Raw genomic sequence first — 22,013 nt, 5'->3', positions numbered from 1 at the left:
TATCCTACCATTTATAATTCAAACACTGCAAAACGTAAGATTCATTCTTTTAAATCCACTGCATCACTACATACATCATATAAAATAAACAAACCGTCATGACGATTCCGACTATTTCCCACTTCTGCGCTGATTTAGAAGCACTAGGGGAAGGAACGGTTGCCGATGGTTTCTTCCGGGACGGTTGAACAGAAGAAGCTTGTTTTCGAGCAGCTCTTGTATCTCGTTTGCTCTGAGTAGGAGATGCTAATAACAAATCTGTTACCGCACCTTTCATTTCTGCAGCAGAGTTGTACTCAGAACGTAGTGCTTTCCTCAAGATATCCTGATATGGTGCTATATTATTTGCCTGCTTTAATTTCATAAATAAGGTTCTTTCAGGATCGGATCCTCTTTCAAAACGAGAAGGATACTCAATTTGTAGAATAACCATGGCAAATGCGAATAAATCATATTGAGGGTCAGCTTTCCTAGATCCCATCCCCCAATACCCTCGGTCATAAAATTCGGTATACTCTTTAATCGCTCTCCCTACTTGAGTTGTGCCGCCAACATCTAACCAGCGCAACCGTGCAGGCGGAAACGTGACAAGTAAATTATCGGCTTTAAGGTCCCCAAACACCCACCCAAATTGATGGAGGTGCTCTAAGTCTTCTAAAAGTTGAACAGCAAGAATACCTACCCACTCAAACCCGTGTTCCTGAACAAAACGATTTAGTTCTTTACCCTTAAGGTATTCCATGGCATAAAAGGATACCTGAGATCCATCTTTTAAAACCCAGTCATCTACATCTAACAAAGAAGGTCCAAGTTTATGGTCCTGGACCTTTTGTAACGTACGTAATACATTGACTTCGGTCGTAATAGAAGAACTATTGTGCCCGAATTTTATCGCTACCGATTGCCCATGCTCAGTAGCTAAATAAACAGTACCCATAGCCCCGGAACCTAATTTCTTTACAATGGTATAAGAGCGGTAATGCCATTTTCCCTTAACTACAGTTCCAGGGGATAAGTTAATACCCTGACTCTTCCACATCGGTGTCTTCACGACCTATTAAGTTACGTAAGCTTCGCTTCTTCGTGAATTGTTGCATCGCTTCTCTTAAGGCCGGACCGGTTGGTGTAATCCCCCCGCTCGTCAGTTTTGGAAAGACAGAGGATATAGAATCAAGCTTAGGCGTCCAATCCATAATCTTATCCATCTCTTTACGTTTACCAGGGAAGGTATAGATTGAGAAACGATTCTTCCCCATCCTAGCGTTTAGGCTAAGCGATAGATCAAACAATGAATCTCGAACTGTCGGCAGTTTATTATGCATACTCGCACTTGTATCAACCAACACCAACACTTCTAAATCACATGTTTCACCTAAATCCTCTACAACTTCCATGATTTCTCCGCGCTTTTCAGGAGGAAGGTCTTCAATCTCTTGATTTGCCCCTAGGATTTGTTGCAATTCTTGATTGACGACCCCTTGAAGAGTCTGAGTCATTGCTTGTTTGGTTACCATTTGAACTGTCTGAGACAAAGATTTAGCATATACAATTTGGCTTACGCCTCCTCCGCTCATGGCTATTTCCTCAACCTCTTCTAGTCCTTCAGGTTGCTCAGACTGCTGATCCTCTAGAATTCCAATCACATTCACTGTCACCCCTTGCTGATAAGCCAAAGTTGCCACAGCAGCAGGATCTTCGCCTTGATTCGAACACCCATCAGTTATCAAAAGAATTTGCTTCAATGTTCCTTTATTCATGAGATATCTCCTCCTCCATAAATTACTACCATCTTCGACTAGATTCATTGCTTTTATACTAGTAAGTTACAAAAGTGAAATCCCCAACATCTCATAGAGAAGCGGGGTCCCAATGCAGCAGATTGACTTACATCTCGAGGAGCGTTTTGGGTATCTAGCAAAAAAGAGTACCTTACCAAAGGTACTCTTTTTCATTTATTGCGCCCGCCCTATTATAGGAATGTTAGCCCATTGAGGGACATTGTGATTTATTTTCGCAACGACGACTGTCATATCGTCCTCAATAGCACCTGAACGCGTTCTGACTACTTCCTCTAGTAGAAGGTCAGCTACATCCTGAGGATCTTCGGTTTCCATATCCCTAATTTTTCGTTTTAACCACATATCGATATTCTCTACGTGCTTAGGCCCTTCAAAAATTCCATCACTCATCATAATGAGTAAATCTCCTGGCTTCAGTTGGTCACTGACAACCTCGACATCGAATTCTTGGATAATCCCCATAGGTAAATTACTTGCTTCTATTTTGCTCAACTGATCTCCCCTCTTAATAAAACTAGGGGTAGAACCGATCTTCAGAAACTTTACAGCAGCATCTTGAAGATCAATAACCGCTAGATCTAGAGTAGAGAAAATTTCATCCGTTGTTCGGAGTGAAAGTATTGAATTAATAGATTTAATCGCTACCTTTTCCTCAATTCCAGACTGTAAAATTTGCTGAAGTAATCGTAGCGTTTCCATACTTTCTACATGAGCTCTTTCTCCGTTCCCCATTCCATCACTTATCGCAACGGCATACTTACCCGCTCCCAGTTCCATAGTTGAGTAACTATCACCGGAAACTAACCCACCGTCTTTGGCAGCATGAGCCACCCCTGTATCAATGACGAATTTCTTGGTTGAACCAAAAGAAAATGATCCATATCCATTAGGGAAAGGTGAGATCTCCTCATGCTTAACCATTATGGTTTCATTTAAAATCTCGGATAGCACTGGGGCTATAATCTTCGCCCCTTCACCTTTGTAATCATAGAAAGAAAGGGTCATATCAATATCAATATTCCCCGCCTCCAAGCTATAGATCTCAAGCTGTTCAATCTCAAACCCCATTCCTTTTAAAGCTTGGACAATCTCTTCTTCTTGTAATTCATGATTTTCTCGTTCTTTCAATATTTCTTTTGCGAAATCTCCCATTACTTCCGAGACACCATTAAGCTGATCTGCAACAAATCTTCTACTTTCTAATACTTGTTTTTTCAAACGCTGATTGGCTTGAAAGAATGATAATTCATGGTTCATCGTTTCGATAACCTTTTTAGACTTCACACAATGCTTCTCAAAATCGGCTTGAAGTTTCCGTTTGTGTTGGAAAGTTCCCGCATCTAATTCTGTCATCATCTCCTTCATATAACCATAAGTCTGATCAAACTGCTGAGCCCAGCATTTGTCCTTTTTGAAACATGATTGGCACGTTTTCTCGGTAACATTGCTCAGGAAATAATCGGTTTCTTTACTCTCTTGTTCTTCATCCATATGGTGCTGGACTTGCGCAAAGCTCTTCGAAAGCGCCTGAAATACACTCGAGAATTGCTCTACTCGATTAGCCGTTACGTTACGGATCTTCTGTAAGTATTGCTCCTGTTCTTGCGAATGTTCATTAGTGCCAGGGATATACCTAGCTAAATTACGAATCCATTTTTCAGGTGTTACAAAAAAGAGGAGAACAGCTACAGAGGATTCAAGCATCGATGGAGCCAAGGACCCCAATCCCTCTCCATATATACCGATAAGCATCGTACCAACAAATAAGCCGACCCCTACTCCGATTTTTTTCCCGTCTTTTAACAAGCCACCTAATAAACCTGAAAAAGCCAACAAACTCATTTGATATAAACTTGCTACATTTGCAAGACTTAAGATCAAACCAGTTACTACACCGACCGTGGAACCAATCGCAGCTCCCCCGATATACGCTAACCAAAGCACCAAGTATCTAGACAACGTCTGCTCAAGTGAAATATTATATATTTGCCAACCAATCGTTCCCGTAAGTACGGAAGCTAATAAAATAATCATGCAAACAATTTCTTCGTTTTTTAACGATTGTTTATACCGTTTTGGTGATAACAGTGGAATGCTTTGCATAAAGATAAGTACTAAGATTGCACTCAGACTTGCTTCTACGATTGCTAGCATCCAATCATAAGGTTCAGCCGGTTGAATAAGGGTGTACGCTCCAACTCTTGGAGCTAGACTCGCCATAAATACAACAAATGGTAGAAACTCTTGTTGTTTCTTCATTCGCTGAAGCACAAAAGCTAACAAAAAGAAACTGAGCATAGCAGCAAATACGTACAGACTGTGTTGCCAATGATAGGTTAACGATCCGCATAGAACAGCGGTCATAACTTTTAATGACTTATCTTTTCTCATTAGCCACACAGAAGCGAGAAAAGAAAGGGCAAAAGGCGATACTGACGAAAGAACAATTGCTCGTCCCAATAAGAAGCCAACAATCCATAAAAGCCAGCCGCGCTCAATCATGAAAATTTTCGCCTGCTCCCCCATCCTCCGCTTCCAATTTTCTAAAGTGGCTATCCCCATCCCACTCATTTCCTTAACTGCCCGTTTTGTTAAGATCTCCATTTAAACACTCCCCCTTAGTGATATATTTAATCACACAGGACTAGCTTTTTTTGTCAAAACTTCAGAAAGAAGTTAATAAAAGTTTCGACGGCTTTCTATACAGGCGGGCTTGTTTCGGCAAATTGTTTAACCCTTTCTCACAGCCCTTCTTATAACCCTGTCGGATTCCCTTATCTTACTTCAAAATGAAGTGGTAAATTTTCAAAAAATAATGACATTAATAAAATCCGTTGACACTTCGACAATGGTCGTGTAATATATTGCTTGTGACTTCGGGATAAACATCTCGAAAGAACGAGGTAAAAACATGGCGGTGTAGCTCAGCTGGCGAGAGCGTACGGTTCATACCCGTGAGGTCGGGGGTTCGATCCCCTCCGCCGCTACCATATCTTTTTACTGTATAAACCAACGGCCCGTTGGTCAAGTGGTTAAGACACCGCCCTTTCACGGCGGTAACACGGGTTCGAATCCCGTACGGGTCATCATCCGAATTCTTGTCCTACCACACAGCGGTGTGGATTTTTTTACATTTATGTGAAAATAGGATGACAGAAAAAAGCTGCTTCTTCTTTAAGAAGCAGCTTTTTTTATGGTTTTTGCTGAACTTTCTCTAGAGCATCCTTCACGGATGAAAAGGATTTAATGGAATCTAAGTTAACCCCCATACGAGCGGACTTCATAGCAAACTCAGGTGAAATTCCAGCAATAATAAGTTCTGTTCCGAGTAGTTGCAGTAAATCGTTTAGTCTGTAAATCCCACGAATGACTTCTTCATCAAAATCTATGAGTCCAGACAACTCCACGATTAACTTCTTGTGCTTTAACGCCGTCATCTTTTCAGCTATATGGTTAGAAATTAAGGCAATTCGATCTCGATCCATATTCCCTATAAGGGGTAAAACGGATATATCATCTGTAAGAGGCACAATAGGCGTAGAGAGCGCTATAACCTCATTCATTGATGTCGTTAGGTCTTCTTCTGCTTTTTTCTTATCAGAGACATCTTTTTGAATCCCTATAAAGTAATATCTACCTTTCTCTTCTACATAAATCGGGTCTATATGTAGCTCATTCCAAAAAGCTTCTCCGTTTTTCTTATGGTTTAATACAGTAACAGCAACAGACTCTTCATTAGAAATGGCTTGTCTTAATTGATTAACCTGTTCTTCCTGCGTCCTCTCTCCCTGAAGAAATCTGCAGTTACGCCCTAAGATCTCACTTCTATGATAACCAGTTATATGTTCAAAGCCTTTATTAGCATAAATAATAGGATTATCGGGCTGTCCAGGGTCTGTGATGGTAACACCGACACGTGTATGATCAACAGCGTTTTCTAACAGCTTGTTGAATATATGGCCTTCTACTATGTCTTCCACCTGTAAAACCTCACTCTCATTGTTTTATGTATCTTAATAGTATCAAAACTTTACATTAGGAACCAAATAAACATTCTCTTTCCATATAAGCCCCTTATACGGAGGACTTGAAGCTGAATAGAGAAATGTTTCCGTCAGCCTTAATGGAGTGTAAGGTAGGCCTGGAAATCACTCGCTTTCCGCGGGCGAGCTGTCGAGCCTCCTCGGGAAAACCACCCTGCGGGGTCTCGTCTACCTCTTTCTCCCGCAGGAGTCTCGCAATTTCCAGGCCCACCTTTGCCAAAAAGGGAGAGACGGAAACATGCCATACTTGGGAGGTAGTGGGCTTGAGAGCAATTTGGTAAGCGGTCCGTTCACCATTAACACCAGGGCAGGCTTGGGGACTGCGAGACTCCCGCGGGATAAGGATCCTAGGGGAGACCCCACAGAGAGCGAAAGCGAACGAGGAGGCTTCCCAGATCCCCGCAGGAAAGCGAGTAGTCCCCAAGCCTGCCCTTGCACTTACAAACGTAACGGACCCCACCCAATAAAATTCCGCAGTCTCACGTCTACAAAACTACTGTCTTATTCTTGAACGAGCGGGGGATAGATAATAAAAAGTGACCAGCTCTAATGAGCTGGTCACTTCCTTTATATAAGAACGTTCAATTCATAATGGTTGCTCATAGACAGCAAGTTAGCCGCGTTTAGCACCTCGACCTCCACGTTTTGATTCCGTGTGTTTTTTTAAAGATGCAAGCTTTTCATCGCTATCTTTAAGGAAACGATTCATTAAAGAATCAAAATTCTCAGGGCGCTGGTTACCTTTGTTGCCTTTGCCTTTTCCGCCGCCTTTGTTATGGTTATTGTTGCGACGCTCACGGTCACCTTTGTAGTTGTCTTTAGCTTTCTTAATAGACAAACCGATCTTACCGTCTTTCTCCACATTAATCACTTTTACTTCTACTTGGTCGCCTTCACTTAAGTGATCATTAATGTCTTTTACATAATTATCAGCAACCTCACTAATGTGAACCAAACCTGTTGAACCGTTAGGTAATTCAACGAATGCTCCGAAATTAGTGATACCTGTTACCTTGCCCTGCAACTTGCTGCCTACTTCAATTGACATAAAAAAATTGCTCCTCCTTATGAATTTCAAAAAGTATCATTCTTATATATTATATATAAGCCTTAAAAAGAGTGTCAATATGACGGACCGTTATCAGGGATTTTAAAGATAATTTCGCCTTCTTTTGAGAAGAAATAATTGGTCCTGGCTATCTGCAAGACGTATTCTTCATCATTTAAGAGCTTAATTTCTTCTTTAAAATCTTTTTCCTGCTTCTCTAAAAGATTCATTTGCTCCTGCAATTCTTCATACTTGGCTTGCTTCTCAGCATAAAGTGTCCGTTGTTGAATATGGTAAGTCAGTAATCCGCCCAATAAAAGAAGGGATGCGATTGTAAACAAAGCTAATCGGCGAATGAGCCGCTTCTTCTTCTTATGTTGACGCTCTACGTATGCATCGTACTGCTTCACATATCCTGAATCTATCTTTGCAACCGAATCACGTTGATCCTGCACGATGATAAGCTACCTCCTTTTTTGCTGGATAATTCCCCACCATTTTAGTATTATATTCTTCATTTTACTATAAAACCCTGCTACGTCTAGTAAGTATTTTTTCACATTTTTCGGCATCAACTTCCACGTTATGCGCCCGATCAACTGAAATGGATATAGTAAAATTTTAAACAGGAAAAGAATAATGGCTAGTAAGGTTGTCCACAAAAGGAGAATTAGCTTCATTATTGTAATTACAATAAAACGAACGGGACGCACAATAAACACCGTCACGACCCGCGTAATAAAGCGAATGAGTCCTGAGATGATCTTAATTAACCTCTCTAATACTTTTTTATAAGTTTCCCTAAACAAGGCTTGGTATGCAGCATAACCACACACCACAGCCAGTACAATATAAAGACGTAATTCTCCCTGATTCGCTAAGAATAGAAAATAAAACAAAACCAACCCTTGTAGAATCCAAAATAAAATCTCGAAGGAATACCTCATGATTAGATTAGATTTCCATAAGGGCTCAAATCTTTTAAATGTATCCATAACCATACCCAGATATACGCCACTACTAAACATAATAACCATTGTTAAAAACTGTGTATCTAAACTCATTTAAACATTTTGCTAAAGAATCCTTTAGCTTTCTCCTGTTGCTGTTCGTCTAAATAGGAGAGTTCATACACCTTTCCTTTTATCGATACAATCCCTTGCTCCACATCTAAATTCTTCATTTGAAGATTCTGTCCTCGTACTACTAAATATCCCATATTTGTTTGTAATAAAAATTCCTCAGCATCGAAACTATCTACCTCTTTCACCCCGGTAATTTCTAAGTTGCGTCTATTATTCATCTTCACATGATGATCACCTTGCCCACGAGTCCCCGTTCCTTGTACGTCTTTTTCATAATACTCCATATATCCACCCCTCCCCTTATCGTTACCAATCTATGAGTGAGAGATTTCAAATATGTACAATCCCTTATAAAAAATTCAGAACAGAATATTTGCGGAGAAAAAGCCTATCCTACTTCCTTTTCTGAGTAATAGCTACCCCTCCCATAAAAAAGCCCCCGTAAGGAAAGGCATAAACGTTATACATAAAAAAGACACTTCACTCCTCTACAGGAGTCAAAGCGCCTCTTTTCCTTTTCATTTCAAATTACATGACTACACTTCTTGTTCACTAATGATTTTATATAGAGATGATGCTTCATCTTTCTTTACATTTTCGCGTAAAGATGTGACCTCTAGCGTTAATTGCTTTTGTCCAAAACGGATTGAAAGCTCGTCTCCAACAGACACATCTGTAGATGCCTTCGCCGTATTACCATTCAATTGGATACGACCTTGATCCGCTACTTCTTTCGCTAATGTCCGTCGTTTAATCAAACGAGATATCTTAAGAAATTTATCTAGTCTCACGTTATTGCTCCCCCTTCTCTCTATTCTTCGCTTGAACCCAGTAATAGTCCAACTGTTCTAACGTCATATCTTGCATAGCTTGACCCTCGGAAGTAATCACCGCTTCCATCTCTTTAAAGCGTCGTTCAAATTTATCGCTGGTTCGTTGAAGCGCAAGCTCTGGATTTATTTTATAGTAACGGGCAAGATTTACAAACGCAAACAAGACGTCTCCATACTCCAATTCTTGATCAGAAAATGCCTCAGACCGCAGGCTCTCTTCGAACTCATCCATTTCTTCTTTCACTTTCTCCCACATTGGTTGCGGATCGTCCCAATCGAATCCTACCTTCTTCGCCTTCTTCTGTAATTCCTGAGCTCTCATAAGTCCAGGCAACGCCTCTACGACACCGTCTAATACCGAGGGTCTTTCCATACCTTTTTCATCTTTCTTGATCTCGTCCCAGTTCCTCATAACCTGATCAACATCATCAGCCTGTCGATCTGAGAAAACATGCGGATGACGACGGATCATTTTCTCCGTTAAAGATAGAATTACGTCATCGATCGTGAAAAATCCTTCATCCTCGCCAATTTGACTGTGTAGGAGGACCTGTAAAAGCACATCTCCCAGTTCTTCTATGATCCCTTCATCATCTTGGTCGTCAATGGCTTGGATAAGCTCATACGCTTCCTCTATTAAATAAGGCCGTAAGCTTTCATGCGTTTGCTTACGATCCCAAGGACATCCATCTGGTGCACGCAGTGCTGCTATTACGTCACGAACCCGGAAAAACTGATGAGCAAGCTGATCTTCTGAAACGGGCGGCACATATACGCTTGTTAAATTGCTCAGCTCTACTTGATGATCAAGTTCAAATAGAGGCACTTGTTCTATTCGCTCTTGTTTACTACCTACAGCATCTACAATATAGACAGGAAACTCAGGAGGTAAATCTTCGAGCAACGATACCTTCACCTCTGAAGCAATCATTTCATCATATACCTGACAAAAGACTGTGTGCTGACGATGTTCTACCATGCTTCTTCTAAAACCTGTTGCATCAATAAATTGAAAACCTTCAATAGGATCAATTTGTAGACTTGTGAATAAATCATCTAAGTAGCTTTGCCCACCCTGAATTGATACTGATACTCGTTTATTTTTTTCAGCTAATAATAAAAGCTGTACGGTTTTCTCAGCAAGCATCGGGTGACCAGGAACCACATATATAATATCTCGACCTTCCGCTTCCTTAATAAGCTGTTCCACAATCGTTTCATATATATCACCAAATTGCTCCTGTTCTTCATATACATGATCAAACGATTCGAACGTAACACCCTCGCCTTCTAATGCCTTAATGACCGGATGATCCAACGTGCGCGCATATCGGACCCCCTCACCTTTTACAAGGGTTCTGTATACTCCTAACGGCAACTGCTCAAGGTCGGCCGCACCAAGACCCATAACTTTAATATGATTTGTCATCATCATGCCCTCCTTTTAGTGAGTCGTTTTAATTTCGTTGACTTTGGAAAGTAATCTAATTCTTTATCAGTAAAAGCGCCTGTTTTAAGTAAACTCACACCATAACTTACGGCACCTAACGCAATTGTAAGGAAGCAATATCCTACATAATCCTGTCTGTTTTGCATGTCTATAAATTGACTATATGCTCCTCCTGTAACGACTATAGTCACCGTCATTACCCCTAAAGAGAAAATGGTGGCCCTCCAAGGTATGTATGCTCTTAAAGAGAAAGGGATTCGTTTCTTAAAGACGATTATATTACATACAAATACGACGCAAATACTGACTAACGTTGCAAGACCACTCCCGGTAATACCAAGAGCGGGAGTAAATACAATGTTTAAAATGACTTTCACAATAACTCCGATTGCCACAGCAAACGCTGGCAAGAAGACAATCCCAAACCCTTGCAATAATGAAGATAGAGTCAAAGTCATAGATGCGAAAACAATGACAACCGACAATACCCTTAAAGCAAAAACTCCTTCATTGCTTGTAAAGAGCAACACATTTACTTCAGGCAGGAGTATAAACAAACCGACTGAAGCTGCAATAGAGATCAAAAAAGAAAGCTTCATTGCCTGCCCGGCATTCTCCTGCACCTCCGTTGTTTTGTTCTCTAAGCGCTTCTTTGTAACAGAAGGAACAATGGCAAGGGCTAGCGACGAAGCAAGAACGGTCCCTAACTGCAACAGCGGATATCCCCGATCAAAGACTCCCTTCATTTCTTGTGCTTCCTCCAATGAAAGTCCATATATCTTCAAGGAAGAGATCATGGTGAACGCATCAGCAAATTGCATCAGTAACAACAGCATGTAATTCACGCAAAGAAACAAGCCTGATAGGACCATCACTCGTAAGATGTCGCCAATTGGAATAAAAGTGGCAGAAGGTTTAAGGAGCATGGATCTATGCTTTGTGATATAGAAAGATAACACCAGACACGCCGCAAGCCCTCCTAAAATGGAACCAAAAGCTGCACCAGATCCTACATAATAGTAGTTATATCCATTGCCTACGAAGAACAAAGTAGCTGAAATAATGACAAGAACTCTTACTACCTGTTCTATCATCTGGGACACAGCTGTCGGAGTCATTTCATCTATCCCTTGAAAAACACCTCTTCCTATTGAAGTAAACGGAAGTAGTAAAAATACCGTAGCCGTCACACGTAAGGGCATGCGCAGCCTTTGATCCCCCATAAATGAAGCAATAGCTGAGGCCCCAAAGTAAAAAATCGAAAAGAGTACAATACTGACCCCAATCATAATCATAAAAACTGGCGCATAGAAGCGCCGAACTGAAAGGGAATCCCCTCGAGCCTGAGCCCTTGCTACAAGGGAGGATATTGCCATTGGAAACCCATATATTGAAATCATCCAAGCCATCCCTAATATCGGATACACTTGTTGGTAAATATAAAAACCTATATCCCCCGCTATATTTTGAAGGGGGACACGATAACCAGCACTTAACACCTTTCCAAATAATCCAGCTAAAGTTAGTAAAAGTGCCCCTCTCATCAATCGTTGTTGCTTACTATGTACTGCCATGAATGTATCCTTTCTAAACCTTTCCATTCTCATTATATAAGTATGTATGAAAAAAGGAGCCTACGCAAATGAGGCTCCTCGCTTTCATTCTATTCCATTTGTTTTGCCAAAAAGCTTGCGGCTGTTTCTACAGCTTTTTGTTCAACATTGGTTAACGCTTCTCCTTCTTTCGAAAGAATCATTACGCATCCAATTGGATCTCCACCAGAGATAATAGGACCTATTACATACGAGGAAATCGTCTCATCAATACCATCCGCAATTTCAATGGTTGATTCATTTGATTCTGTTAAGACGACGCGATCTTGAATGGCTTGTTCAACTTTTTGCCCTATGCTTTTATTCAGATACTCTTTTCTAGACCCACCTGAAACGGCAATAAATTCGTCACGATCACAAATAAGGACAGGATGACCAAGTGAGTCAAATAGTGCATCAGCATATTCCTTTGCAAAATCTCCAAGCTCGCTAATGGGTGAATACTTCTTTAAAATAACTTCTCCTTCACGATCAACAAAGATTTCTAAAGGATCCCCTTCTCTAATACGCAGGGTTCTACGAATTTCTTTCGGGATTACTACCCGACCTAAATCATCAATACGTCTTACGATACCAGTTGCTTTCATTCCATGAAGCCTCACTTTCATCTGATGATTATTCTCTTGGTGATGTGTTATCGCTTCCTGTAAAGAACAAAAATCACCATTTGATGGGTATAGTATTTTTCTCAAAGTCAGAACTATACATTTTTCCTTCATATTTGTAGTAGAAAACATCAAAATCTTCAAAGTGAGGCTCATTTTGTACAGTAAAGTTACGTATATTGTTTTACATTTTTATCAAGCAGAACCCTTGGCTTCTGGCAATTGTTGCAGGAATTCTTCGATCGTCTTATAACGTTGATGCGCTGTATTACGATCCCATTTAAAGGTCACTTTTAATTGCTGACCTTCTGTGCCAAGTTGAATCATACGTCCATATTGATTGGCCAACTCAAATAATTTAGCACCATCAATCCGTTGACTCGATTCAGCTTCCATAAGCAGTTCAATTTTTTGCTTCTTCTCACTAATCGATTCCACACGTTCCTTTTTAGCTGCAAGCTTTAAGACAGCCACTTGGAATAAATTCTCGACTTGTTCAGGGTAATCACTGAAGCGATCAATCATCTCTTCCCGTAAATCATGGAGGTCTTCTTGTGATTCAATGGACTGGAATCGTTTGTACATATCAATCTTTTGTTTCTCATCTGAAATATAAGAGTCTGGAATATAAGCATCTAAATTAAGAGTAAGCTCAGGTTCGAATGGTTTGGTTTCCTCCACTTCTTTCCCTTGCTGTTTTGCTTCTATCGCATCATTTAACATTTGAGAGTACATATCAAATCCGACGGAATCAATAAATCCGTGCTGCTGTGATCCAAGTAGATTTCCTGCTCCACGTATTGATAAGTCCCGCATCGCAATCTTAAAGCCTGAACCAAGCTCTGTGAATTCCTTGATTGCCTGAAGTCGCTTTTCTGCCACTTCTGACAAGACTTTATCTTTTTGGTAGGTAAAATAGGCATAGGCAACGCGATTCGAACGACCCACACGCCCTCTCAATTGATAAAGCTGGCTAAGCCCCATACGATCTGCATCGTACACGATTAGCGTGTTTGTGTTCGGAATGTCTACTCCGGTTTCAATAATAGTGGTAGATACGAGCACATCTGACTCACCTTCAAGGAAGCTGAACATTACATTTTCAAGTTCTGATTCATTCATTTGGCCATGGGCATACGTCACACGTGCTTCATCAACTAACGCTGATATTTCTTCTGCCATCCGCTCAATATTTTCTACACGGTTGTACAAGAAGAAGACTTGTCCTCCTCGGGCTAATTCCCGTTCAATGGCTTCCCGTATAAAGACATGATTGAACTCAAGCACATACGTCTGAATTGGGAAGCGGTTCTCAGGAGGCGTTTCAATAACCGATAAATCACGAACGCCTAACATCGACATATGAAGCGTTCTTGGAATCGGAGTGGCTGTAAGTGTTAAGACATCCACATTGGTCTTCATTTGCTTAATTTTCTCTTTATGCTTTACTCCAAAGCGCTGTTCTTCATCGACAATCAATAACCCTAATTCTTTCACCTTAATATCTTTAGATAAAATACGGTGGGTTCCGACCACAAGATCAACAGTGCCATTTTCTAAGCCTTCTGTTGTTTCTTTTTGCTGTTTACGGGTCCTGAATCGACTTAACAAACCAATTTCAATTGGGAACTCTTGAAATCGTTCGCGAATCGTTTCATAGTGCTGTTGGGCTAATATCGTTGTCGGAACTAGTATAACGACTTGCTTACCATCTGCAATGGCCTTGAAAGCTGCACGAATAGCTACCTCTGTTTTTCCGTACCCAACATCTCCACATAGAAGACGATCCATAGGGCGTACCTTTTCCATGTCGGTTTTGATTTCTTCAATACAGCGGATTTGGTCTTCTGTTTCCTGATAAGGGAACGCTGCTTCAAACTCTCGCTGCATCTCTGTGTCTTCCCCAAAAGCATATCCTTTAGTCGCTTCTCGTTCTGCATACAGCTTAATTAAGTCATCTGCGATATCTTCAACAGATGATTGAACACGACTCTTTACCTTTTTCCACTCGCTTCCACCTAGTTTATAGAGCTTAGGTTCTTTACTTTCTGAACCTACGTATTTCTGCACTAGGTCGATTTGGTCAATAGGGACATAGAGCTTGTCATCCCCCGAGTACTTTACGAGCATATAGTCTTTATGTAGCCCGTTTAACTCAAGCGTCTCGATTCCTAAGTACTTCCCTATACCGTGGTGAGCATGAACAACATAGTCGCCAACTTTTAAGTCTTGATAACTCTTAATGCGTTCAGCATTTGAAATCTTTTTCTTTCTCTTAGGCCGTGTAGAACGCTTTTTAAATAGTTCATTTTCTGTCAATACGGCTACTTTATGCATCGGCAGTTCAAATCCTGTAGTAAGGTGACCCACTACAATGGTTGCATGTGTCAAAGGTAAAGACGGTTCTCTTTCAGAAACAACAGATTCCATATCATAGTCTTCTAAAACAGCTTGAATTTTCTCAGCTCGACTTTCATTTGGCGCTACTACTAAAACAGAATAGTCCCCTTTTTGCCATCGTTCCATCTCTGTTTGCAACAAATTCATTTGTCCATGGAATTGTTGCATGGCTCTACAGGAAATGTTCACGATATTCTCTGGTTGGGTATTAGGGATATGCCGTAAGAATACAGACATATATAGACGCGGATGGTGAATGGAATGCCAAACATCAGACCAATTGTAAGAGATCGATAAATCTCTAACCATTTGCCCTGATTCCAACAGACTGCTATACCATTCAGCCTCTTCTTCATCTAAACGTGTAGCGGTTTCTTGGATTCGACTCATTTCATCAAAGACCATTAACCCATTATCAGGTAAATAATCTAGTAAACTAGCAGACTTCTCATAGTAGAGAGAAATATACTTATACATCTCCTGGAAACGCTCGCGTTGCTTCAGTCTTTCGATATCTCTCTCAATATTCTCAGATAAAGTTTCTTTAAGTTCAGGTGATTTAAGATTCTTAAGGGAATCCGCAAAAGCTTTTTCAAGGTTCTCGGCAGCTCTTGCCAAATCTTCATCTGTTAACAAGAGTTCACTAGCTGGTCCAATCGTTACATTATTCACCTTTTCTAAAGAGCGCTGACTCTCAGAATCGAAATATCGTATGGAATCTACTTCATCATCGAAGAATTCAATCCGTAATGGGTTAGGTTGAGTTAATGGATAAATATCCATAATGCCACCACGCATACTAAACTCTCCTGGAGCAGATACCATATCAGCACGCTCATAACCCATGTCGATCAATTGCTTCATATAATGATCTATTTCAATGACTTCGCCTACTTTAAACGGGAGTTGGTAGTTCTCCCAATAAGATGTTGGCGGCAAAATTCGTTTAAGTGCTGCAACAGGGGCAATTAGAATTTCTGATTTACTTTGTGACCAATGATTTAACGCCTCTATTCGTTCACTTCTAAGCTCAGGACTAGCCACTGCGATTTCTGAGGCAATTAATTCATTCACTGGATATAAGTGAACTTGATCAGCCTCCGTTAAGCCCAGTAGATCTTCGTATAACTGCTGAGCTTGCATTAGCTGATGAGTAACAACTAAAACAGGGCGCTTAGCAGATTCTTCAAGGAGTGAAATTAACACTCCTCTTGAAGAACCTGACAGCCCCGAAACAAACTGTTCTTTCATACCTGATGAAAACCCCGATATAATGGAGTGGATATCATCTTGTTGTGTTAGAAATTGCTTAAGTCCTTGCAATCTGTACCCCCCTTAATCCTCACACTCCATACAAAAATGCTTTGGCTCATTTACCAAAGCGAACATGTAAACTTAATGAATAAAGAAATCAAGTTCATGATAGTGAGGATTTTCTTCTAACGATTCTTGGCAATCTTCACATATAGTGCGTACCATCACATCACCGTTCTCGTGATAGCTCACCATATCTAAAAGCTCCTCCTCATTTAGAGAATTAAGCCCAAGTTCAACGGAATCAAGCACGTCTTGTGACAGCTCTCCTAATTCCTTCTTACAATGACGACATTGGTATTTAACGGCCATTTATATCCTCCTAAAACTAGCTATTTGTCACTAGTTTGTCCGAAATATAAAGGCCATATACGAGTTCACACAAGCACTGTCGTTATAGTTTATTTATTAAACTCATTCATAACTTCTAAGAAACTCTTCTCCATCCAAGCTTCACACGCATCAGCAGCTTTTTGGATACTCTCTTCAGCCGAAGCTTTATCTTCCCCTTGGAATTTCCCCAAAACATAATCAGGTACTGGCATCGGTCCACTAGGACGTCCAACGCCAATTCTTATCCGAGGGAACTCTTTTGTATCTAATTGGTCAATGGTAGATCGAATGCCATTATGGCCTCCATGACCACCTTTTTGACGTAAACGAACCTTACCAGGTGGTAAGTCTAGATCATCATAGATGACCACTATATCTTCTGGGTTCAAATCATAATACTCCATTAAAGGGCGAATAGCCTCTCCAGAAAGATTCATGTAAGTAAGGGGTTTAAGAAGCATAACCTTCTCACCACCAAGGCGTTCGACTGTATGCTGCCCTTTATACTTTTCTTTATCTAACTTCCAATTATGTCGTCTTAACAGTTCATCAATAACCATAAAACCAATATTATGACGCGTGTCTTCAAATTTAGGCCCTGGATTCCCAAGTCCAATAATACATTTCATCTAATCACTCTCTTCTTTTGTACATCTTGATTCGTTCTTCTTATATCTTATTATAAGCGAAAAAGAAGAGTCTAAAGCATTGCTCTTTTACTTCTTCAATTCTCTCATAGAATCCTTCTTTACGTGTAAAAAGAGACGTAACCTTTTGGGTTACGCCTCATATCTAACCGAAGAATGTTAGGATTCTTTGCTCTCTTCTTCTTCTTCGTCATCATCTTTTTGATTAATGACTTCTGGTTCAACATCTCCATCTTGAGTTTCGCCTGGCTCGACAACTTCCTCAGTTTGTGGAGGTAAGATGGTAACAACCGTTGTGGTCTCATCTTGTGTGATTTCATAGTTATTACCAGCTTTCACATCACTTACAAGAAGACTGTCCCCAACTTCTAGGTTTGATACATCTAAAGTAATCGCTTCAGGAATATTATTCGGCTTAGCGCGAATTGCAAGTTCATGAAGTGGTTGAGATAGAATCCCACCGTCTTTCACGCCCTGTGCATCCCCTTCTAAATGAATCGCTACCTCTACATCAATTTCCTGACTCATATCAACCATATAGAAATCAGCATGATATAGCTCATTACGAATCGGCTCAATCTGATAATCATGTAACATTACGTCTACTGGCTTTTTACCTTCTATATCAAGGGAAATAATAGCGTTTTTCCCTTCATCACGTACTGTCATTAATAATTCTAAGCTGTTCACCGATACCGCAATTGGTTCTTTGTCTTTTCCATAAACAACTGCTGGAACCAGTCCGGACTTACGAAGCTCATTTTTAGTCGAACGTTTGAAATCATTTCTCGTATTCGCTTTAACTGTTACTGCCACGTTTATCACCCTCCAAAGAATTATAAAGCTTCTAATGATTTATAATTCCCTTTTCAAGAAGGCATAAACCTTATTTTTAGAAAAAAGGTAAATTAATCAAATAATACACTGATTGATTTACGCTCGTGAACGCGAGTGATCGCTTCACTGATAAGCTCGCCTACAGAAAGTTCAGTAATCTTATCAATTCGTTTTTCATCTTTTAGAGGAATCGTATTGGTTACAACAAGCTCTTTAATTTTAGAGTTGTCGATTCGCTCAATTGCCGGTCCTGATAGAACAGGGTGTGTACAACAAGCATATACTTCTTTTGCTCCATTTTCGATAAGAGCGTTTGCTGCTAGCGTAATCGTACCTGCTGTATCAATAATATCATCAATTAAAATCGCTGTTTTTCCTTCAATATTACCAACAATGTTCATGACCTCAGAAACGTTTGGACGAGGGCGTCGCTTATCAATAATCGCAATTGGAGCTTTCAAACGGTCTGCCATCTTACGCGCACGCGTCACACCACCGTGGTCAGGGGAAACAATGACAACATCGTCAAAGTTCTTCTCTTCAAAGTAGTCAGAAAGGAGTGGCACACCTACTAGATGATCAATTGGAACATCGAAGAAACCTTGGATCTGAGGAGCGTGTAAGTCTAGCATAATTACACGGCTAGCTCCAGCAGTTTGAAGAAGGTTCGCGACTAGCTTGGATGTAATTGGCTCACGAGAGCGTGCTTTACGATCCTGACGCGCATAACCATAGTATGGCATTACGATGTTGATTGAGCGGGCAGAGGCACGCTTCAATGCATCAATCATAATGAGTAACTCCATAATATGTTGGTTTACTGGCTCTGAAGTTGATTGAATAACATATACGTCACACCCACGTACACTTTCTTCAATATTAATTTGTACTTCTCCATCACTAAAACTTGTTACTGTACACTTTCCTAATTCTGTACCGATGTTTTCCGCAATTTCTTGAGCAAGAGTTGGGTTTGAATTAAGAGAAAAAACCTTTAAAGCTGGATCCTTATATTGAGAAGTAGCCATCGCTAAAAACCTCCATTAATCTTTTTTCGCTTGATTTATTTTGTCTGCGTAGCCATCCTTGTTCGTCTGACGAGAGCGAGCAATAGATAAAGCACGGTCCGGTACATCATCTGTAATTGTGGAACCCGCTGCTACATAAGCACCGTTCCCCACCGTAACAGGTGCTACCAAATTAGAATTACACCCAATAAATGCGTCATCTTGGATTGTTGTTAAATGTTTATTCTGACCATCATAATTTACAGTAATCGTGCCACAGCCAATATTCACACCATTACCAACCTCGGCATCCCCGATATAACTCAAGTGTGAAGCTTTACTACCTTCACCAAAGGAAACTTTCTTTAACTCTACAAAGTTCCCAACTTTCACATCATCAGAAAGGGTCGACGCTGGACGAATGTGAGCGTATGGGCCAATTTTTACACGATTGCCAATTTGACTTTCGTGAGCCACACTTTGCTTAATAGTTGTATCTTGTCCAACTGTACAATTATTAATTTCAGTATGAGGACCAATCTCAGCTCCTGTAGCTATATAGGTATTACCTTCAAGTACACTACCAGGATAGAGAATAGCATCTTGTTCAATTTTTACATCTAGCCCAATATACGTTTGATCAGGATCAATCAGAGTAACACCATTACGCATATGACTCTCGTTAATACGACGTCGCATAGCTTTCTCAGCACGCGATAAAGCAACACGGTCATTGACACCTAATGTTTCATCGAAGTTCTTCGATTGATAGGCCGCAATCTTTTCACCATTGTTCTTTAAGATTTCAATAACATCTGGCAGGTAGTACTCTCCCTGGGCATTGTCATTCGAAACGTTTTGAAGAGATTCAAATAGAGCCTCGTTATCAAAGCAATAGATTGCTGTATTAATCTCTTGGACCTCTTGCTCTTTTGGAGAAGCATCTTTATGTTCAACGATACGAGCAACATCACCTTGTTCATCGCGGATCACTCGTCCGTATCCATTTGGATCTTCAGCATGAGCTGTTAGAACGGTTACTTTAGCTTGCTCTTGTTCATGATATTGGAACACCGACTCAAGTGTTTCAGACGTGAGTAATGGGGTGTCAGCTGCTACAACAAGTGTTGTACCTTTGTTAGTTCCAAGGATAGGCTCAGCTTGTTGAACCGCATGTCCTGTTCCTAGTTGCTCCTCTTGAACAACGAATTGGCTTTTTGTACCGATTTGATTTCGAACCTCATCAGCACTACGCCCAACTACTGTTATAATTTCATCTAGTTGAAGTGACGATAATTGATCAATTACATGTTGCACCATAGGCTTACCGCATACAGGATGCAATACTTTCGTTAGAGACGATTTCATACGTGTCCCTTGCCCGGCTGCCAATACAATAGCATAGCGATTATTCATGAAGAAACCTCCATCCTTTTTATCCATTACGAATATATCTTAAAACCGTACTATTTTCAACAAAGAAAAGATTATGAGAACGGCTTCACAGCTTATTATGCAGGACTTTTAGAGGGATCAACACAACCACCCTCCTATATCCACCACATATATGTAATAAATTCCCACAAATATATTCTACCATAAAAAAAGAAGCCTAATCTGTGATTAGACTCCTGGTGTTTCTTGAAAAGCATTAGGAAGCTCCAGCTTCTTCATACTCCACTTCTTCTTCAACTTGTCCCGCTCGATGATACTCTTCTAACACAGCATCTTGAATCTTTCCACGTGTGCCAGAGTTAATTGGATGGGCAATATCACGAAATTCTCCATCTGGAGTACGTTTGCTCGGCATCGCTACAAACAAACCATTGTTGCCATCAATTACTCGAATGTCGTGAACAACAAATTCACCATCCAACGTAATAGAAGCAATTGCTCGCATTCTTCCTTCAGTATTAACGCGTCGTAGTCTCACGTCAGTTACTTCCATTATTTGTCACCACCTTTTTCCATAGGAACTTATTTACCAATATTCAACAAAACTACTCGAATTCCTTCTTAAATATAAAAAAAAATAAGTTTTTCTAACAATATCCAAAATATTAATTCCTTTGTATGATCATTAAGCTCTTTTTGTCCTTATTTAACCGGAATCGCTCTATTATATAAAAAGAAGAATGCACGATGTGCATTCTTCTTTTTATTACGATTGGAACATGGTCCCTCTGTGAACTTCGATTTTCTTCTCTTTAATATCTACGTTATTTATTTGAAGTAAAGAAACATAATCTTGCACGACTCGTTCTTCGTCTTCATCTTCTGCTTCAGCTAGAACGCCAATTCCCGCTACGTTGGCTTCAAATTCCGCCAATAAGCTCTTCATACCGTCTATTGTGCCTCCAGCTTTCATAAAGTCATCAATAATTAAGACATTAGCACCTTTTTGAAGGCTACGCTTAGGTAAAACCATCGTTTGAATCTTTCTTGATGAGCCTGATACATAATTAATACTCACTGTTGATCCTTCTGTAACTTTCGGATCACGTCGCACAATAACCACAGGAACATTTAGGAAGGATGCAACAGCATAAGCTAACGGAATTCCTTTGGTCGCAACCGTCATAACAACGTCTACATTTTGACTGGAGAAATGCGTAGCAAACAAGCGACCGATATTTCGAATCGTTTCCGGATCCCCTAAGAGATCGCTCATAAATAAGTACCCACCTGGTAATAAACGCTCAGGGTCTTCTAGTTGCTTGGCCAGTAGATCCGCAAAGTTCTCACTATTTTCCTGAGAGTTAAACGGAATGAATTTCACACCACCCGCAGCACCAGCTACAGTCTGCAACTCTCCAATGCCTTGCTTTTGAAACATTTGATTAATAATTCCCAGATCCTCACTTACAGAGGATTTTGCTGCATCATAAGCCTCTGTAAAAAAGGGCAAAGAAACAAGTTGTTGGGGATGTTCCAATAAGTAATATGTCATTCCGACCAGTCGTTCACTTCTTTTCATATCTACACCTCAAAAACCGAAT

At 40.4% G+C, this 22,013-nt stretch carries 20 protein-coding genes and 2 tRNA genes; 2 read left to right on the top strand and 20 right to left on the bottom strand.

The genetic code is table 11. The annotated features are described in order from the left end of the window. Nucleotides 1–49: 49 nt before the first annotated feature. From IMZ31_RS00435 to spoIIE, 3 genes are all read right to left on the bottom strand, one after another. The gene (locus IMZ31_RS00435; protein ID WP_207528801.1) at nt 50–1,039 is read right to left on the bottom strand and encodes a serine/threonine protein kinase; all 990 of its coding nucleotides are present in this window, start codon (nt 1,037–1,039) and stop codon (nt 50–52) included. Continuing rightward, nucleotides 1,017–1,757 (bottom strand): VWA domain-containing protein, encoded by a 741-nt coding sequence (locus tag IMZ31_RS00430; RefSeq protein WP_207528800.1) that lies wholly within the window; start codon nt 1,755–1,757, stop codon nt 1,017–1,019. Before IMZ31_RS00430 ends, IMZ31_RS00435 begins: the two co-directional genes overlap by 23 nt. Before the next feature lie 195 nt (nt 1,758–1,952). After that, the gene (spoIIE, locus tag IMZ31_RS00425) at nt 1,953–4,403 is read right to left on the bottom strand and encodes a stage II sporulation protein E (RefSeq protein ID WP_207528799.1); all 2,451 of its coding nucleotides are present in this window, start codon (nt 4,401–4,403) and stop codon (nt 1,953–1,955) included. A 309-nt stretch (nt 4,404–4,712) separates the two neighbouring features. Between spoIIE and IMZ31_RS00420 the strand changes: the two genes are divergently transcribed. Next, a tRNA-Met gene (locus IMZ31_RS00420) sits at nt 4,713–4,789 on the top strand. A gap of 24 nt (nt 4,790–4,813) precedes the next feature. Further along, nucleotides 4,814–4,885: transfer RNA gene (locus IMZ31_RS00415), tRNA-Glu, on the top strand. A 105-nt stretch (nt 4,886–4,990) separates the two neighbouring features. Here the strand turns inward: IMZ31_RS00415 and IMZ31_RS00410 are convergent. The 17 genes from IMZ31_RS00410 to purR form a co-directional block, all read right to left on the bottom strand. Then, on the bottom strand, nt 4,991–5,779 hold the full coding sequence (locus tag IMZ31_RS00410; RefSeq protein ID WP_207528798.1) for a YtvA family blue-light photoreceptor: 789 nt from the start codon (nt 5,777–5,779) through the stop codon (nt 4,991–4,993). Nucleotides 5,780–6,455: 676 nt separating this feature from the next. Further along, the gene (locus tag IMZ31_RS00405; protein ID WP_036787180.1) at nt 6,456–6,890 is read right to left on the bottom strand and encodes a S1 domain-containing RNA-binding protein; all 435 of its coding nucleotides are present in this window, start codon (nt 6,888–6,890) and stop codon (nt 6,456–6,458) included. A 74-nt stretch (nt 6,891–6,964) separates the two neighbouring features. After that, nucleotides 6,965–7,345, bottom strand: a complete 381-nt coding sequence (locus IMZ31_RS00400) for an FtsB family cell division protein (RefSeq protein WP_036787183.1) — start codon at nt 7,343–7,345, stop codon at nt 6,965–6,967. A gap of 9 nt (nt 7,346–7,354) precedes the next feature. Continuing rightward, nucleotides 7,355–7,954 (bottom strand): spore cortex biosynthesis protein YabQ, encoded by a 600-nt coding sequence (gene yabQ / locus IMZ31_RS00395; protein WP_207528797.1) that lies wholly within the window; start codon nt 7,952–7,954, stop codon nt 7,355–7,357. Further along, a complete protein-coding gene (yabP, locus tag IMZ31_RS00390) occupies nt 7,951–8,259 on the bottom strand; it encodes a sporulation protein YabP (RefSeq protein WP_036787189.1) in 309 nt (102 codons plus the stop codon). The genes yabQ and yabP overlap by 4 nt, the downstream gene beginning before the upstream one ends. Nucleotides 8,260–8,511: 252 nt before the next feature. After that, entirely contained in the window at nt 8,512–8,766 is a 255-nt protein-coding gene (locus tag IMZ31_RS00385) for an RNA-binding S4 domain-containing protein (protein WP_036787192.1), read from the bottom strand. Nucleotide 8,767: 1 nt separating this feature from the next. Continuing rightward, complete coding sequence (gene mazG, locus IMZ31_RS00380) at nt 8,768–10,237, bottom strand: bifunctional methyltransferase/pyrophosphohydrolase YabN (RefSeq protein ID WP_207528796.1); 1,470 nt, start codon at nt 10,235–10,237, stop codon at nt 8,768–8,770. Between the two features lie 2 nt (nt 10,238–10,239). After that, entirely contained in the window at nt 10,240–11,832 is a 1,593-nt protein-coding gene (locus tag IMZ31_RS00375) for a putative polysaccharide biosynthesis protein (RefSeq protein ID WP_207528795.1), read from the bottom strand. An 89-nt stretch (nt 11,833–11,921) separates the two neighbouring features. Further along, nucleotides 11,922–12,458, bottom strand: a complete 537-nt coding sequence (gene spoVT / locus IMZ31_RS00370) for a stage V sporulation protein T (RefSeq protein ID WP_036787266.1) — start codon at nt 12,456–12,458, stop codon at nt 11,922–11,924. 213 nt (nt 12,459–12,671) lie between these two features. Then, on the bottom strand, nt 12,672–16,199 hold the full coding sequence (gene mfd / locus IMZ31_RS00365; protein ID WP_207528794.1) for a transcription-repair coupling factor: 3,528 nt from the start codon (nt 16,197–16,199) through the stop codon (nt 12,672–12,674). 72 nt (nt 16,200–16,271) lie between these two features. Continuing rightward, nucleotides 16,272–16,502: an anti-sigma-F factor Fin gene (locus IMZ31_RS00360; protein ID WP_036787205.1), complete on the bottom strand. Its 231-nt coding sequence runs from the start codon at nt 16,500–16,502 to the stop codon at nt 16,272–16,274. Between the two features lie 89 nt (nt 16,503–16,591). Further along, nucleotides 16,592–17,152, bottom strand: coding sequence for an aminoacyl-tRNA hydrolase (gene pth, locus IMZ31_RS00355; protein WP_207528793.1), 561 nt, complete (start codon nt 17,150–17,152; stop codon nt 16,592–16,594). A gap of 177 nt (nt 17,153–17,329) precedes the next feature. Then, nucleotides 17,330–17,986 carry a 50S ribosomal protein L25/general stress protein Ctc gene (locus IMZ31_RS00350; RefSeq protein WP_207528792.1) on the bottom strand — a complete coding sequence of 219 codons (657 nt, stop codon included), beginning with the start codon at nt 17,984–17,986 and terminating at the stop codon, nt 17,330–17,332. Nucleotides 17,987–18,078: 92 nt separating this feature from the next. Further along, a complete protein-coding gene (locus tag IMZ31_RS00345; RefSeq protein WP_036787214.1) occupies nt 18,079–19,035 on the bottom strand; it encodes a ribose-phosphate diphosphokinase in 957 nt (318 codons plus the stop codon). A gap of 15 nt (nt 19,036–19,050) precedes the next feature. Beyond that, on the bottom strand, nt 19,051–20,430 hold the full coding sequence (gene glmU / locus IMZ31_RS00340) for a bifunctional UDP-N-acetylglucosamine diphosphorylase/glucosamine-1-phosphate N-acetyltransferase GlmU (RefSeq protein ID WP_207528791.1): 1,380 nt from the start codon (nt 20,428–20,430) through the stop codon (nt 19,051–19,053). Between the two features lie 235 nt (nt 20,431–20,665). Then, nucleotides 20,666–20,962 (bottom strand): septation regulator SpoVG, encoded by a 297-nt coding sequence (spoVG, locus tag IMZ31_RS00335; protein ID WP_036787219.1) that lies wholly within the window; start codon nt 20,960–20,962, stop codon nt 20,666–20,668. A gap of 213 nt (nt 20,963–21,175) precedes the next feature. Next, nucleotides 21,176–21,991 (bottom strand): pur operon repressor, encoded by an 816-nt coding sequence (purR, locus tag IMZ31_RS00330; RefSeq protein WP_207528790.1) that lies wholly within the window; start codon nt 21,989–21,991, stop codon nt 21,176–21,178. Nucleotides 21,992–22,013: the final 22 nt, after the last annotated feature.

The organism is Pontibacillus sp. ALD_SL1, assembly GCF_017355605.1.
This window is presented reverse-complemented; position numbering and strand designations above follow the sequence as displayed.

Excerpts from the sequence above, each read along its gene's own strand:
- IMZ31_RS00430 (WP_207528800.1), bottom strand. The coding sequence starts at position 1,757 with ATGAATAAAGGAACATTGAAGCAAATTCTTTTGATAACTGATGGGTGT.
- spoVT (WP_036787266.1), bottom strand. The coding sequence starts at position 12,458 with ATGAAAGCAACTGGTATCGTAAGACGTATTGATGATTTAGGTCGGGTA.
- IMZ31_RS00435 (WP_207528801.1), bottom strand. The coding sequence starts at position 1,039 with ATGTGGAAGAGTCAGGGTATTAACTTATCCCCTGGAACTGTAGTTAAG.
- IMZ31_RS00345 (WP_036787214.1), bottom strand. The coding sequence starts at position 19,035 with ATGGCTACTTCTCAATATAAGGATCCAGCTTTAAAGGTTTTTTCTCTT.
- IMZ31_RS00405 (WP_036787180.1), bottom strand. The coding sequence starts at position 6,890 with ATGTCAATTGAAGTAGGCAGCAAGTTGCAGGGCAAGGTAACAGGTATC.
- spoIIE (WP_207528799.1), bottom strand. The coding sequence starts at position 4,403 with ATGGAGATCTTAACAAAACGGGCAGTTAAGGAAATGAGTGGGATGGGG.
- glmU (WP_207528791.1), bottom strand. The coding sequence starts at position 20,430 with ATGAATAATCGCTATGCTATTGTATTGGCAGCCGGGCAAGGGACACGT.
- yabP (WP_036787189.1), bottom strand. The coding sequence starts at position 8,259 with ATGGAGTATTATGAAAAAGACGTACAAGGAACGGGGACTCGTGGGCAA.
- IMZ31_RS00375 (WP_207528795.1), bottom strand. The coding sequence starts at position 11,832 with ATGGCAGTACATAGTAAGCAACAACGATTGATGAGAGGGGCACTTTTA.
- pth (WP_207528793.1), bottom strand. The coding sequence starts at position 17,152 with ATGAAATGTATTATTGGACTTGGGAATCCAGGGCCTAAATTTGAAGAC.
- IMZ31_RS00360 (WP_036787205.1), bottom strand. The coding sequence starts at position 16,502 with ATGGCCGTTAAATACCAATGTCGTCATTGTAAGAAGGAATTAGGAGAG.
- purR (WP_207528790.1), bottom strand. The coding sequence starts at position 21,991 with ATGAAAAGAAGTGAACGACTGGTCGGAATGACATATTACTTATTGGAA.
- mazG (WP_207528796.1), bottom strand. The coding sequence starts at position 10,237 with ATGACAAATCATATTAAAGTTATGGGTCTTGGTGCGGCCGACCTTGAG.
- spoVG (WP_036787219.1), bottom strand. The coding sequence starts at position 20,962 with ATGGAAGTAACTGACGTGAGACTACGACGCGTTAATACTGAAGGAAGA.
- yabQ (WP_207528797.1), bottom strand. The coding sequence starts at position 7,954 with ATGAGTTTAGATACACAGTTTTTAACAATGGTTATTATGTTTAGTAGT.